The sequence below is a fragment of the Pedobacter sp. Leaf41 genome (assembly GCF_001422545.1).
Taxonomy (GTDB): Bacteria; Bacteroidota; Bacteroidia; order Sphingobacteriales; family Sphingobacteriaceae; genus Pedobacter.
The window spans coordinates 285-15917 of sequence record NZ_LMLE01000008.1 but is presented as its reverse complement, the minus strand read 5'-3'; the positions used below and the strand labels follow the sequence as shown (position 1 = coordinate 15917).

Genomic DNA, 15633 nt, shown 5'->3' with positions numbered 1-15633 from the left:
AAATTGAACAGACCGCTCAAAGTTGGCTTTTTGATGCCCTATTCGGGCATTTATCCTTACTATGCACAACATGTGATGGCAGGGATTTTTTGTGCGGCTGCGAAAATGAAGTTCAGTCAGCAAGACTTTGCTTTTGTGCCGGTTTATGTTGGTCAGGGTGGTACAAAAGCTATCCTGGAAGCCATGCAGAAACTGCTTTTCTTTGAGGCCGTGGATGTGGTGACAGGTATGGTGAACATCAAAGTTTTAAATGAAATCCGGCCATTGCTGGAAAATCACAACAAGCTGGGTTTGTTTTTCGACATGGGCGAACTTGCACCGTCACTTGCGGGTTACGGACCGAATATCGGTTTGATTTCCATGAATTTCTGGCAAGCTCAATATGCGTTGGGCCAATGGGCGGTAAAAGAATTTGGCAAAGATGGCCAGATCATAGCCCCCATTTATGAAGCTGGCTTTAATTTAAACGCAGCTTTCGTGAATGGTGCCGGTGCTGCCGGAGCGGAAAAGCTCCACAGTATGGTATTGCCTGAAGATTTGGCCAATAAAGATGGATTGCACCTGGACGGCTTTTTTGCCGCTCTGGAAAAAGATCCGCCCCATTTTGTACACGCGATTTTTACGGGAAAAATGGGTAATCACTTTTTGCAACAATGGCGCAGCAGTAAGTTTTACGACACTATTCCCTTGGTGCTGGTCGAAAATATGGCCTATGAAGATATGCTTGATGATGTGAAACACCTCGGCATGAAAGTTTATTCAAGCTCCAGCTGGAACCGAAAAGATGAAAGCGTTTACAACCAGAACTTTGTAAAGGATTTTGAGGATTTCGGCAAACAGCAATCCAATTTTTTTGGCATGATTGGCTATGAAATCGGCCTTTCACTTTCTACTATGATGCCTTTAATTAAAAAGGGCGAGACAGCTAATGCCTTACAAAGTCTAAAAAACCAGGGCGTGACTGGCCCAAGAGGTGTTTTAGATGTAGATGCCGATGGCAGGCAGCGGCCAAACATAGACATTACCAGAATCATTACGAATAACCAACATATACACCAAACAATCATTGCACAAACATCAGCAGTAGGCTATGATACTTCTTTTTTGTATCAGGAAACTGTGAGTGGCTGGCAAAACCCCTATTTATCCGTTTAGTACACGCTCCAAAATGAAGAAATTCTTTACAAAATCAGGTATTGTCTTATCGGCTATACTGTTTTTTCTGTCCCTGGCCTTTCCAGCACTGGCGCAATACAATGAAACCACGCTTGAACAGAACGGGCTTTACAGTGCACTGGCAAAAGATGCCGCTAACAATATTTATGTCACCCGTGTAAAAAGCGGCACTAACGGGCAAACCTATGAGGTGGTAAAGTATACCAATCCTTTAACCAATCCTGGTGCAACACCTGTGGTGGTGTACACTGGCCTTACACATGGTACACAGGAGTTTCCATGGGGCCTTGCGGTAGCTTCCAATGGAGATGTGTACATTTCAACGGATTTCACCGACACGAATAAAAACGGAGAAATTATTAAGGTTTCGGCAGCAAGTAATTATGCTACATCGTCTTCCTATCTCACCGGAAAGTATTTTACAGCACTCACCATTGCCAATGATCAGCTTTACACAGCGCAATATAATTCCACTACCTCAAAATATGATATTGTAAGATATGCCACAGGAGCTTCGGCAGGTACCGGCACAGTGATTCGTGCGGGGCTGGGTAGTTCGGGTTATTCGTACATTACAGGATTGGCTGTTGATGGCAACGGAACTACATACATCGCTGCACCATTTGATGGGGTAGATAAGGGCAACATTATTAAAATTACGTCATCAGGAACCGAATCTGTTATATCTGCCGGCGGCTACCCTTCGGCATTAGCTGTTGATGCACAAAATAACTTGTATGCCAGTGAATTTAGCGGCACGTCTAATCAGTATAAATTAACGAAATACAGCGCAGCTGGTGGATCGACAATTATTAAAAGCAACCTGAGCCAGAATGGATTTTATTACCCATGGGGAATAGCGGAAACCAATTCTTCCCTATTCGTTGTGGATGGAGATGATGGAACAAATGGAGGCAAGGTGATTATCCTCAAGCCAATCATTCCGGCGCCCTCCACACCAGTATTGGCGGCAGGCAGCGATTCCGGGATCTCCAATTCAGATCAAATTACCAACGCAGTAAATCCGGTACTTACCGGAACTGCAGAGGCGAACGCTACAGTTAAACTATATGAGGGCACAACGTTTTTGGGTTCAACTTTAGCTAACAATGGTACGTGGTCGATCACGCTGAGCACTGCTTTAACTGCAGGGGTTCATAAATTTACGGCTACTGCAACCAACTCGAGCAACATAACCAGTGCACTTTCGGGCGAGCTAAGCATTACCGTTGATCTAACATCGCCATCTGTTACCATTTCAAGCAATATTACAGCTTTAAAAGCTGGAGAAACCGCCAACATTACTTTTGCATTTAGCGAAAATCCGGGAAACACCTTTACCTGGGACGGTTCTTCTGGTGATATAACCGTATCGGGTGGTACATTGAGTGCGCTATCAGGTGCTGGATTAATCAGAACAGCTATTTTTACGCCTGCTGCGAATACAAACAATGGGGTGGCCGGTATTTCGGTTGCAGCCGCTAGTTACACAGATATTGCAGGAAATGCAGGAGCTGCCGCACCTAACCAGACCATAACTTTCGATACACAAGCGCCTGCGGCAACATCAGTGCCGTTTTTAAGGTCATCCAGCGATAGTGGGCAGTCGAATGTTGATGGAATTACCAATGTAACCACACCGATTTTTACGGGCACAGCTGAATCTGGTACTACTATAACCTTATATGATAACGGCAGTACAATAATTGGTTCTATAGTGGCAACAGGAGGCGTCTGGTTAATTACCAGTACATCGCTAAGCACTGGAGCGCATAATATTACCGCATCAGCAAGAGACGCTGCGGGCAATACCGGGCCAGTATCTGGGGCGCTGTCTATCATAATTGATAACGTGGCTCCTGTAGCACCGTCTCAAGCAGCTCTTACCGGGGCAAGCGACAGCGGTATTTCTACTACTGATGGGATTACCAATATCACAAAACCCACTTTCACCGGAACGGCAGAAGCTGGAGCTACTGTAAGACTTTATGATACAGATGGCACAACAGAACTGGGGAGTGGAGTATCGAACCTCGGTTTATGGTCGATCACTATAATTTCGCCACTGGCAGCTGGTACCCATACCATCAGGGCCAAAGCTACTGATGTGGCCGGGAATACCAGTATTGCTTCTAATGGACTCACCATTACCATTGATTTAACGCCGCCTGTAGTAAGTGGGGTAATAAATAATAGCATCAATACTGCACCTGTTTCTTTGAACATCTCTATTAACGAAGGTACCGCAACGCTCAATGGGAATCCTTTTCCAAATAATACCAATTTGAGTGCGGTGGGTACCTATGAACTAATTGCCACTGACCTTGCAGGAAATTCCACTATTGTTAATTTCCGTATCGATAAAGCGACCCCGGTCATTACCTGGGCAAACCCTGGCGATATTACTTATGGCACGGCACTAACAGCTACGCAGTTAAATGCAACAACAAGTGTTCCGGGTACATTGACTTACCTGCCAGTTTCTGGTACGGTGCTGAATGCAGGGGCTAATCAAACCTTAAATGTGAATTTTGTTCCGACGGATGCGGCGAACTATAATTCAGTCAGTAAAACAGTAAGCATTAATGTAGGTAAAGCTACACCGCTAATTACCTGGGCGAACCCGGCAGATATTACGTATGGCACTGCACTAACAGCAACCCAATTGAATGCTACAGCAAACGTTGCCGGAACCTTTACCTACCTGCCGGTTTCAGGTACCGTGTTGAATGCAGGTGCAAACCAGAACTTAAAAGTAGATTTCGTGCCGACAGATGCGGCGAACTATGCTTCGACAAGTAAAACGGTAACGATTAATGTAAGCAAGGCAACTCCGATAATTACATGGGCTAATCCTGCCAATATCACGTATGGCACGGCGCTAACAGTGGCGCAGTTAAACGCAACGGCTAGTATTCCCGGCACCTTTACTTACGTGCCGGTTTCTGGTACGGTGCTGAATGCAGGTGCAAACCAGAACTTAAAAGTAGATTTCGTGCCTACGGATGCGGTGAACTATGCTTCGATAAGTAAAACGGTAACGATTAACGTGAACAAGGCAACGCCGTTAATTACGTGGGCAAATCCTGCCGATATTATTTATGGTGCGCCATTAACGGCTACCCAACTGAATGCAACGGCTGGTATTCCCGGCACCTTTACTTACGTGCCGGTTTCTGGTACGGTGCTGAATGCAGGTGCAAACCAGAACTTAAAAGTAGATTTCGTACCTACGGATGCGGCGAACTATGCTTCTACAAGCAAAACGGTAACGATCAACGTGAGCAAAGCTACACCGATAATTACATGGGCAAATCCTGCCGATATTACGTATGGCACGGCACTAACAGCTACGCAGTTAAATGCAACAACAAGTGTTCCGGGTACACTGACTTACACCCCTAATTTAACCACGGTTTTAAGTGCAGGTGCAAACCAGAACTTAAAAGTAGATTTCGTGCCGACAGATGCAATTAACTATGCTTCGATAAGTAAAACAGTAAGCATTAATGTAGGTAAGGCTACACCAGTAATCACCTGGGCAAATCCTAACGATATTACGTATGGCACGGCACTAACAGCTACGCAGTTAAATGCAACAGCAAGTGTTCCGGGTACACTGACTTACACCCCTAATTTAACCACGGTTTTAAGTGCAGGTGCAAATCAAAACTTAAAAGTAGATTTCGTGCCGACAGATGCAGTTAACTATGCTTCGACAAGTAAAACAGTAAGCATTAATGTAGGTAAGGCTACACCAGTAATTACCTGGGCGAACCCGGCAGATATTACGTATGGCACAGCAATAACAGCAACCCAATTGAATGCAACGGCTAGTGTGCCGGGTACACTGACTTATACCCCTAATTTAAACACGGTTTTAAGTGCAGGTGCAAACCAAAACATAAAAGTAGACTTCGTGCCGGCGGATGCAGTTAACTATGCTTCGACAAGTAAAACGGTAACGATCAACGTGAGCAAAGCTACACCGTTAATTACCTGGGCAAATCCTGCCGATATGGTTTATGGAGCGCCATTAACGGCTACCCAACTGAATGCAACGGCTGGTATTCCCGGCACATTTACTTACCTGCCGGTTTCTGGTACGGTACTAAATGCCGGTGCAAACCAAAGCTTAAAAGTAGATTTCGTGCCTACAGATGCGGCGAACTATGCTTCGACAAGTAAAACGGTAACGATCAACGTGAGCAAAGCTACACCGTTAATTACCTGGGCAAATCCTGCCGATATTATTTATGGTGCGCCATTAACGGCTACCCAACTGAATGCAACGGCTGGTATTCCCGGCACATTTACTTACCTGCCGGTTTCTGGTACGGTACTGAATACCGGTGCAAACCAAAGCTTAAAAGTAGATTTCGTGCCGACAGATGCAGTTAACTATACCTCGACAAGTAAAACAGTAAGCATTAATGTAGGTAAGGCTACACCAGTAATCACCTGGGCAAATCCGGCAGATATTACGTATGGCACAGCACTAACAGCAACTCAATTGAATGCAACAGCTAGTGTGCCAGGTACACTGACTTACACCCCTAATTTAACGACGGTTTTAAGTGTAGGTGCAAATCAAAACTTAAAGGTAGATTTCGTGCCCACGGATGCAGTTAACTATGCTTCGACAAGTAAAATGGTAATCATTAACGTGGGTAAAGCTACACCAGTAATTACCTGGGCGAACCCGACAGACATTACGTACGGCACGGCGCTAACAGCTACGCAGTTAAACGCAACAACAAGTGTTGCAGGGACACTGACTTACACCCCTAATTTAAACACGGTTTTAAGTGCAGGTGCAAATCAAAACATAAAAGTAGACTTCGTGCCGGCGGATGCAGTTAACTATGCTTCGACAAGTAAAACGGTAACGATCAACGTGAGCAAGGCTACACCGATAATTACATGGGCTAATCCTGCCGATATTATGTATGGCACGGCGTTAACAGCGACGCAGTTAAGCGCAACAGCAAGTGTTGCTGGCAGCTTTACTTACCTGCCGGTTTCTGGTACGGTACTGAATGCAGGTGCAAACCAAAGCTTAAAAGTGGATTTCGTTCCGACGGACGTAACCAATTATACAAGCATAAGTAAAACAGTAACCATTAATGTAAGCAAGGCAATTCCAGTAATTACCTGGGCCGATCCGTCGGATATTAATGACGGTACGGCATTAACGGCGGCCCAATTAAATGCGACAGTCAATGTGCCCGGCACGTTAACTTACTTACCAGTAGTCGGAACGGTATTGAATACAGGCGCAAACCAAAGCTTAAAAGTAGATTTTGCTCCGATGGATGCTGCAAATTATACAGTTGTTAGTAAAACAGTGAAAATTAATGTAGGCAAAGTAACACCGGTAATTACCTGGGCTAATCCTGCTGACATCACATTCGGCACCGCATTGACGGCTACGCAACTAAATGCAACTGCAAGCGTTCCTGGCACACTAACTTATTCGCCGATTACTGGTACAGTCTTGGATGCGGGTGCAGCCCAAACATTAAAAGTAGATTTCATTCCGGCAGATGCAGCTGGTTATACTACCGTCAGCAAAACCGTAACGATCAATGTAGGCAAAGCGACACCAGTAATTACCTGGGCGAATCCAGCCGATATCATTTTCGGTACGACATTAAGCGCAACTCAACTGAATGCAACGGCCAGTGTTCCCGGAACATTCACTTATTCCCCATCTTTGGGTACGATCTTGAATGCAGGAGCAAACCAAACTTTAAAAGTAGAATTTGTTCCCACTGATGCAGCCAATTATACTGCTATCACTAAAACGGTAACGATCAATGTAGGCAAAGCAGCGCCAGTAGTTACCTGGGCAAATCCTGCCGATATTATTTATGGTGTGCCATTAACGGCTACCCAACTGAATGCGGCGGCCAGTATTCCCGGAACATTCACTTATTTACCAGCTTCGGGTACGATCTTGAATGCAGGAGCTAACCAAACTTTAAAAGTAGATTTCGTTCCGATAGATGCGGCTAATTATACCTCAACAAGCAAAGCAGTAACCATTAATGTAGTTAAACCAACGCCAATCATTGCGTGGACAAATCCTGCAGACATTACTTTCGGGACAGCATTAACCGTATCGCAGTTAAATGCTACGGCTAATGTTCCTGGCACATTCACCTACTCCCCAAACTTAAATACGGTTTTAAATGCAGGTGCAAACCAAAGCTTGAAAGTGGATTTTGTTCCGACAGATGCGGCGAACTATGCTTCAATAAGCAAAACGGTAACCATCAATGTAGCCAAAGCCACGTCGGTAATTACCTGGGCCAATCCGGCAGACATCATTTTCGGTACTGCATTAAGCGCAACCCAACTGAATGCAACGGCCAGTGTTCCCGGAACATTAACTTATTCCCCAGCTTCAGGTACGATCTTGAGTGCAGGAGCTAACCAAATTTTAAAAGTAGATTTTGTCCCGGCGGATGCAGCCAATTATACTACTGCGAGTAAGATAGTAAGCTTGGATGTAAATAGAAGGCCGGTTAATGGAAACATCATCTTCGCAAACAAGATTTACGATGGCAACAACTCAGCTATGGTTGCAAGTATTGCCTTAAATGGTGTACTGGCTGCTGATCTTGCCGATGTCGTGTTGACGGGATTTACAGCAACATTTGCAGATAAAAACGCAGGTTTAGCCAAATCCATCTCAACGGCAGGCGCAACACTTAGCGGTGCAAAAGCCAATAACTATACCTTATCGGGTGTGGTTTCTGGTACCGCTGCTATTACTGCAAAACCAATAATAATTACTGCAGATGCTAAAAGTAAAATCTATGGCGATATGGATCCGTTACTGACCTATACGCTTTCGCCGGGCGCTTTACTTGCCGGAGATGCTTTGAGCGGAATATTATCCAGACTAGCGGGAGAAAATAGCGGTAGTTACCTCATCAATCAGAATAATTTAACAGCTGGTGCGAATTATACCATTACTTTCAATAGCAATAACTTAGTCATCAACAGAAAAAACCTGGTAATCACATTAGACAATAAAACAAAGGCTTACCTTGCACCAAACCCATTGCTTACTGCAAGTTATAGTGGTTTTGTAGGCTCGGAAAACAGTAACGTTTTAACAACATCTGTAAATATTACTACTACTGCAACCGCTGCTTCACCTTCTGGCATCTATCCGATTACAGGTAGTGGAGCTATAGCAGCAAACTACGCAATAAGTTATGTGACAGGTACCCTAACCGTTCTTTCCAGTCCGCAAACAATTACGTTTGATGTACTGGCGAATAAATTGTCGACAGATCCAGTATTTAATTTAACTGCCACTTCAAGCGCTGGATTAACAGTTAGTTACACCAGCAGCAATAGCAATATTGCTCGTATTGTGAATGGTAATCAGGTTGAGATTTTGAATCCAGGTACCGTAGTGATTACCGCTAGTCAGGCTGGTGACGCAAACTATGCAGCCGCCGTTCCGGTATCGCAAAGCCTAACCGTTATTAACAACCCGGCGCCGCTCATCAGTATTGTGAGTAATAAAGGTGCAAGTGTAAGCAAAGGCGAAACAGCCAACCTTGCTGCAAGCGGAGCGGTTACCTATCAATGGAGTAATTCAAATGGAATCCTGAGCGGGCAAAATACATCCACATTAACCGTGAGGCCAAATGCCAATACAACTTATACGGTTACAGGTTTCAATCAGTTTGGAAGAAGCAGTACCCAGAGTTTCACTTTAGAAGTAAGGGCTGATTTCCAGGTATTGAACATTATGAATGTACTCACGCCAAACGGCGACGGTAAAAATGATACCTGGATTATTGAGAACATCGATATGTATCCTAATAACCTGGTTAAAGTATTTGACAGAGCAGGAAAATCCGTTTTTGAAATGAAAGGATATAATAATACCTGGGATGGTACTTTCAAAGGAAATGTATTACCCGAGGGTAGTTACTATTACATCATTGATTTCGGTCAGGGAATTGGCATTAGAAAAGGTTTTATTTCAATCATCGGACAATAACAAAAATTAATCCGGTCGTTACACCAGATAACGGCCGGAAATAAAAATATCAAACATGAAAAAATTATTATTCCCATTACTTTGGCTGGTGAGTCTCACAGCTTATAGCCAGCTAAATCCTATGGGCTCCATGTATTATCAAAATCAATATTTAAACAATCCGGCAATGGCTGGAATAGCACAGGGATGGGAAGCTAATGCCGCTTACAAAGCGCAGTGGACATCTGTAGATGGGGCTCCATCCATGCAGGCTGTAACAGCTACTTATGGTTCTGAAAACAGTAAAATCGGTGCCGGGCTTTCATTTTATAATGAAACATCGGGGGTGATTCAACGTACGAACATCAAAGGTAGTTTTGCTTATCACTTGCCGTTAAACAATAGCGGCAGTTATATCGATTTCGGCTTGTCTGCCGGCGTGATGAATGAGTGGATTGATTTCAGCAAGGTTAGAGGTGATCAAAGCGACATGAGCCTGAATAATTTTAATCAGCGTAAGCTTTATTTCGATGGAGATTTTGGAATCGCTTTCAGAACGAATCGTTTAACCATTCAGGGTTCATTACCTAATATGAAACGCTTTTTTAACCGTGATCTGGTTAGGACTGTAGTAGACCGTTCCAGTTATTTTGGTGCAATTTCCTACAAATTCTTAAATCCAAATGGTGTGCTAAATGTGCTTGAACCTAAGTTAACCTATAGGGGAATTGATAATTACCGGGATATCGTAGACCTAGGTTTGAACACCCAGTTTTGGGGAAATAAGTTGCTTTTGAGTTCCATTTACCACACCACTAATAGTGTTACTGTTGGCGCTGGAACAACTTATCAAAATCAATTTTCAATTCTGTTATTTTACACCAGCAATACCTCTGATTTACAAAATTATACTAATGGAGAGTTTGAGATCGGTTTAAAGTATCACTTCAAATAGCAATTGCACTAAAAATACTTATACATTAATAACACCAAGCCAATTTTCTGATTTTGATTAGAGCAATATTGCGATGACCAATCCAACGAAAGTAATCCTTGAATTTCTTGATGAAATTGGTATCGACTATCAACTTCAACCTATTTGTGGATCGACCTTTTTGCCAGGGCTTAAAATGAGCAAAGGCAGGTTGTTAATTGATCCTGATCAATTACTTTATCCTGGCGACATATTACATGAGGCCGGCCATTTGGCATGTATGCCTCCTGAAATAAGGAAGGATATGAGTGACAATTTACCCAATGGTAATCTACATGCTGGGGGCGAATTAATGGCTATTGGATGGTCTTATGCCGCCTGCATTTATTTAAATTTGGATAGCAGCGTCGTTTTTCATGATCATGGTTACAAAGATGGTTCGGAATCTTTGCTCGAAAATTTCAGACAATCCCGTTATATCGGGGTTCCTGTTTTACAATGGGTGGGTATGACTTTGGATGAGCGAAATGCAGAAATGCTTGGATTGAAACCTTATCCCGTAATGCAAAAATGGCTTTGTGCCGAGCGTCCTGATTAACGCTAGGCTGGTGACGAGGAGGCAAATTTGTTCTATAAGTTATAAAAAAATGTTGGCATGGCGGATGTTACTACTGCTCCGTCGCGTTAAAAAACAAAGCGGGCATTCTCACTAATTTTGCATTGGAGTTCCAATGTATTTTACTGTTGTTTATTCAACTTTAAGTGGTCATCAGCGTTAAAGAGATAACATTTAATCGATTTTTAAATCCCCAGTCAGGCTGAGGATGACGGATTTGCTGGGTATGTTTAGGCTTTCTGTCTATAAAGGATATCAGGTTAGACTTTAATTTGACCTGGCCGGACAGGCTTGTTGCTTTTTGATGTCAAAAAGCAACAAAAAACACCGGCTTAAAATTATTCATTGATATTTATTTTTTTATTGGTATTCATGAGGGCTACGCCGTTTTTGTATTCAAGTTTCTGCTTAGGCCTTTACCGTGCATCCCCAAGAATTTGTCAGGCCGGATTGAAGATTAACGGAGATGTTCTGCATTGGCCTTGCTAGGTGGAAAAACAAAGTCGAAATTGCAGGCGGTTGGGTTTTTATGAATCAAAATATAGAAGAAAATTCTAGTTCTTCAAGCTTTAAGCGACGGCGAGTTTAAGTTATCCTGAGGTTTATACGCAATTAAAGACAAAGATTTCTCGGCTGCGCTCGAGATGACAATGCTTTAAAATAGGCGCTCGCTATAGCCGCCCTGCTATCCGGCATAGGAAACAATGGAAGGAGAAAACGTTAAAGCTTTTGCAATAACGTTCAAAAACCACAGCCCAAGGCATCGCGTTCTTCCCGACCCTTCGTCGGAATACTTGTGTTGCCGCAATGGAAGTTTCGACGAGGATAGCCGACATCAGGTGCAACCCTTCATTGTTTGGTCCTTTATCATCAAGGATAAAGGACTAGGCCGCCGCCGATAGGCGAAAGAAAAATTCAAGGTCTTGATTAAATTTATTTTATGCTTTAAGATCCCCAGTCAAGCTGAGGATGACGGATTTGTGGAAGGGGTTGATTGGAAAGACTTGCTGAATGGAAATGCGGCGTAAAAGAGGAGATTGCTTCGGCTCGCTCTACCCCAACCTCGCCCGCCTACCTCAGGCAGGCAATGACGTAGGGTATCTTGGAATTATGGAATAGGTTGGACCTAAGAGAAAAACACCTATATGTTCTGTATACCTATATGGTTAATTAAAATTTATATTGTCCTCGTGCTTTTGATCCCCAGTGAAATTGAGGATGAGGGATTGGTTGAATGGTTTACCGACAGAAGACGAAATTTATAGCACCTACAAATCGGTTGAATAAACCAAAACCATTTACCTGAGGTGATGTTTAAAAGATGGGTAAAATTGTTTATCCCTTTTAACTCTTAAACATGAATTCAGGAAATATAACTTATTTAAATCTTAGAGAATTAGCCCATGAGGATTACGTGATTACAGATGGACAGGCAGATATTACAGGTTGGCCTGTGGTTGATGAAAGCCAAACACCTGTCGGAAAAGTGCGGGATTTGCTGTTTGATCCGGAGCAAAATGCGGTTCGTTATATCATTGTTGACCTTAATGATCAACACACTGCAATAGAAGATAAAGCTATCCTGATCCCGATTGGGTTTGCCAACCTGGGCGAGGATAAAAAGGAGGTGGTGATCCCGGTTCTGCATGAAGATCAGTACAATGCCATGCCCCGCTACATTATTGGAGAGGTGACGAGAGATACCGAAATGCAAATCAGATCAGCCATTGGAAGTCCGGCAGCTCTACGCATAGAAGAAGAAATTCATGAGCTTGATCCTGCAGATTTTTATGCGCATCATCATTTCGATCGTGGCAATGTGATCTCGAGAAGGCAGGAAACTTCGCCATCTGGAGTAATTTCTGATGCGGCCATTGAAAACCGTGAAGAAGAACGACACACTATTCATCAGTTGATAGAGCATGCGGAGGAAAATAAAGTGGAGCAAGACGAATTGAAAACCGCTGCTGTATCAGAACATGCAGATTTTACGGTAACCGCCGGGCAAGGGATTTACACCATTTCGCCACAGGAGAACGGTACCTACCGCATTTTTCAGGGCGAAAACAAAATTGGCGTAATCTATGCTGAACCGGGTCATGAAGGTACAAAGTGGCGTACGATGGATCACCTGGATGAAAACCTGGTAAGCAGTTTAGGTCAATCCATTGCGGCGCACAACGGTTCAAATACTGGTCAATAAAAATAATAGCGGGTATCAAAGAGATCAGTCTTTGGTGATCTGCTAATTAAAAGAACTCATCAATCATTATTGGTGAGTTCTTTGCGTTTCAGTGGATTTAACTCCTCAGTAGTTACGGTCCGTAATCCGTCGTTACCTGTGCGCCTGTTGATCAACGCCATTGAAGGGTTTGACCAGCCTATAAATGCTTTAGGTATTCCATGTATAATGCTACGCCTTTAGCGATATGGCTTTCATCAACCTGATGATCCATTCCATAAAAAGCAAACGGGGGCTGATAATCAGCTTTAACATACTCGAAACTGAGTTCAAAAGGTCTAATCAGTTCGCTTAGCGGATATTTATAGATTCCAGAGGAACTTAACTCACTTTCTTCTACGCCTAATGATATCGCCAAAGCAATCTTTTTTCCTTTCATTCGGTATCCACTTTTGCTACCATAGGCCCAGCCATGGGTGAGTACCTCATCCAGCCATTTCTTTAACAGCGCAGGGCAATTAAACCAATAATAGGGGAACTGAAATACAATCTGATCATACTGTTCAACCAGGCGTTGCTCTGCCAAAACATCTATTTTTCCATCTGGATAAACCTGATGCAATTGATGAATGGTGTAACTTTCAGGATATTTAGAGATCTCCTCAATCCATCTTTTGTTGATGATAGATTCTGCAATATTGGGATGAGTGACGATGATTAATGTTTTCATTTCTTTCATTTTTTATGATGCTACAAAGTTATTGCCTAACCATGTGTTTTGTATATTGCCTGCCAATTGTTAGGTACTATATAAAATGTAAGTAATGAGTGAGATCAAAGAAACATCAACCAACTTTGCCAATAAAATTGCTCTGGCGGATGAATGTCCGGAAGCCTATGCCTCGAATATCATCGGCGGCCAGTGGACTTTAGTGATTTGCTCCTGGTTATTAAGCGGAAAAATGAGGTTCGGCGAACTTCGGAAGAAATTACCCAACATTACTGAACGGATGTTAACCTTACAACTTCGAAAGCTGGAGGAGCATAAGATCATCAGCAGAACAATTTATGCCGAGGTTCCGCCCCGTGTAGAATATGAACTTACTCCAATAGGTTATGCGCTAAAACCGGTGATCAAAGCCCTGGAAAGTTGGGGCGAAGAACATAGAGAATTGGTAAAAAATCAACGGTAGCTCGCTATTTATTGCTACTAAGAATCGTAGGCAAGCAATGAGGGGAAATTGAAGACATCAATGGTAGGATGTTGGGTTGATATTTCTGCACATCGCCATGGCCGCTCTGCTTTCCGGCATAGGAGCTGATGGAAGGATATACCGTTGAAACTTTTGCACTAATGTTCAATTACCAGGAACAAGGCAACGCGTACGGATTTGCTGAGTATGTTTAGGCTTTCAATTTTATATAAGGATATCAGGTTAGACTTCATTTGTCCTGGCCGGACAGGCTTTTTGCTTTTTGATGTCAAAAACAAACCAAGGCATCGCGTATTCTGCGATTCTTCATCGCAGCTTGTGATGCCGCAATAAGAGCTTTGACGAATTTATCCGACATCAGCTCCAAGCCTTGAGGTATTAATAATTTGTTATTGTTTTTTAAAGGCATTAATGAGCTCGCTGGAGGGCTCGGTTTTGCTTCTTTGTTATCAAGAACAAAGAAGAAGGCCGCCGCCGATGAGCCGAAAGAAAAATTCAAGGTTTTGATTAAATTTATTTTACGCTTTAAGATCTTCGCCTACGCGAGGATGACGGATTTGCTGAGTATGTTTAGGCTTTCAAGTGTATAAAGGATATCAGGTTAGRCTTYATTTGTCCTGGCCGGACAGGCTTTTTGCTTTTTGATGTCAAAAAGCAACAAAAAACACCGGCTTAAAATTATTCATTGATATTTATTTTTTTATTGGTATTCATGAGGGCTACGCCGTTTTTGTTTACCGTGCATCCCCAAGAATTTGTCAGGCCGGATTGAAGGTTAACGGTGATGTTCTTCGTTGGCCTTATTAGGTGGAAAAGCAAAGTCGAAATTGCAGGCGGTTGTGTTTTTCTGAATCAAAAATATAGAAGACGAAATTCTAGTTCTTCAAGCTTTAAGCGACGTCGAGTTTAAGTTATCCTGAGTTTTATACGCAATTATGTACAAAGCTTGTGTTTTTCTGAATCAAAAATATAGAAGACGAAATTCTAGTTCTTCAAGCTTTAAGCGACGTCGAGTTTAAGTTATCCTGAGTTTTATACGCAATTATGTACAAAGATTTCTCGCTGCGCTCGAGATGACAATGCTTTAAAATAGGCGCTCGCTATAGCCGCYCTGCTCTCCGGCATAGGGGCTGATGGAAGGGGAAAACGTTAAAGCTTTAGCTGCAACGTTCAAAAACCACAAACCAAGGCATCGCGTATTCTGCGATTCTTCATCGCAGCTTGTGATGCCGCAATAAGAGCTTTGACGAATTTACCCAACATCAGCTCCAAGCCTTGATTGTTTGGTCCTTTATCATCAAGGATAAAGGACTAGGCCGCCGCCGATGAGCCGAAAGAAAAATTCAAGGTTTTGATTAAATTTATTTTACGCTTTAAGATCCCCGCCTACGCGAGGATGACGGATTTGCTGAGTATGTTTAGGCTTTCAATTTTATATAAGGATATCAGGTTAGACTTCATTTGTCCTGGCCGGACAGGCTTTTTGCTTTTTGATGTCAAAAA

8 protein-coding genes are annotated in these 15633 nt (G+C 42.9%); 6 read left to right on the top strand and 2 right to left on the bottom strand.

Annotated elements, in window-relative coordinates; translation table 11 throughout:
• The first annotated feature begins 3 nt into the window (after positions 1–3).
• From ASE92_RS12380 to ASE92_RS12360, 5 genes are all read left to right on the top strand, one after another.
• Positions 4–1155, top strand: a complete 1152-nt coding sequence (locus ASE92_RS12380) for an ABC transporter substrate-binding protein (RefSeq protein ID WP_056850433.1) — start codon at positions 4–6, stop codon at positions 1153–1155.
• Positions 1156–1168: 13 nt separating this feature from the next.
• On the top strand, positions 1169–9205 hold the full coding sequence (locus ASE92_RS12375) for an Ig-like domain-containing protein (protein WP_056850432.1): 8037 nt from the start codon (positions 1169–1171) through the stop codon (positions 9203–9205).
• A 55-nt stretch (positions 9206–9260) separates the two neighbouring features.
• On the top strand, positions 9261–10139 hold the full coding sequence (locus ASE92_RS12370; RefSeq protein WP_082455053.1) for a PorP/SprF family type IX secretion system membrane protein: 879 nt from the start codon (positions 9261–9263) through the stop codon (positions 10137–10139).
• Between the two features lie 73 nt (positions 10140–10212).
• Positions 10213–10716: a hypothetical protein gene (locus tag ASE92_RS12365; protein WP_056850431.1), complete on the top strand. Its 504-nt coding sequence runs from the start codon at positions 10213–10215 to the stop codon at positions 10714–10716.
• A gap of 1375 nt (positions 10717–12091) precedes the next feature.
• Positions 12092–12937, top strand: coding sequence for a PRC-barrel domain-containing protein (locus tag ASE92_RS12360; protein ID WP_056850430.1), 846 nt, complete (start codon positions 12092–12094; stop codon positions 12935–12937).
• 178 nt (positions 12938–13115) lie between these two features.
• On the opposite strand, the gene ASE92_RS12355 is transcribed toward ASE92_RS12360, so the two are convergent.
• Positions 13116–13646 (bottom strand): NAD(P)H-dependent oxidoreductase, encoded by a 531-nt coding sequence (locus ASE92_RS12355; protein ID WP_056850879.1) that lies wholly within the window; start codon positions 13644–13646, stop codon positions 13116–13118.
• 94 nt (positions 13647–13740) lie between these two features.
• On the opposite strand from ASE92_RS12355, the gene ASE92_RS12350 reads away from it, so the two are divergent.
• The gene (locus ASE92_RS12350) at positions 13741–14109 is read left to right on the top strand and encodes a helix-turn-helix domain-containing protein (RefSeq protein ID WP_056850429.1); all 369 of its coding nucleotides are present in this window, start codon (positions 13741–13743) and stop codon (positions 14107–14109) included.
• A 289-nt stretch (positions 14110–14398) separates the two neighbouring features.
• On the opposite strand, the gene ASE92_RS12345 is transcribed toward ASE92_RS12350, so the two are convergent.
• Positions 14399–14629, bottom strand: coding sequence for a hypothetical protein (locus tag ASE92_RS12345; protein ID WP_056850428.1), 231 nt, complete (start codon positions 14627–14629; stop codon positions 14399–14401).
• Between the last annotated feature and the right edge of the window lie 1004 nt (positions 14630–15633).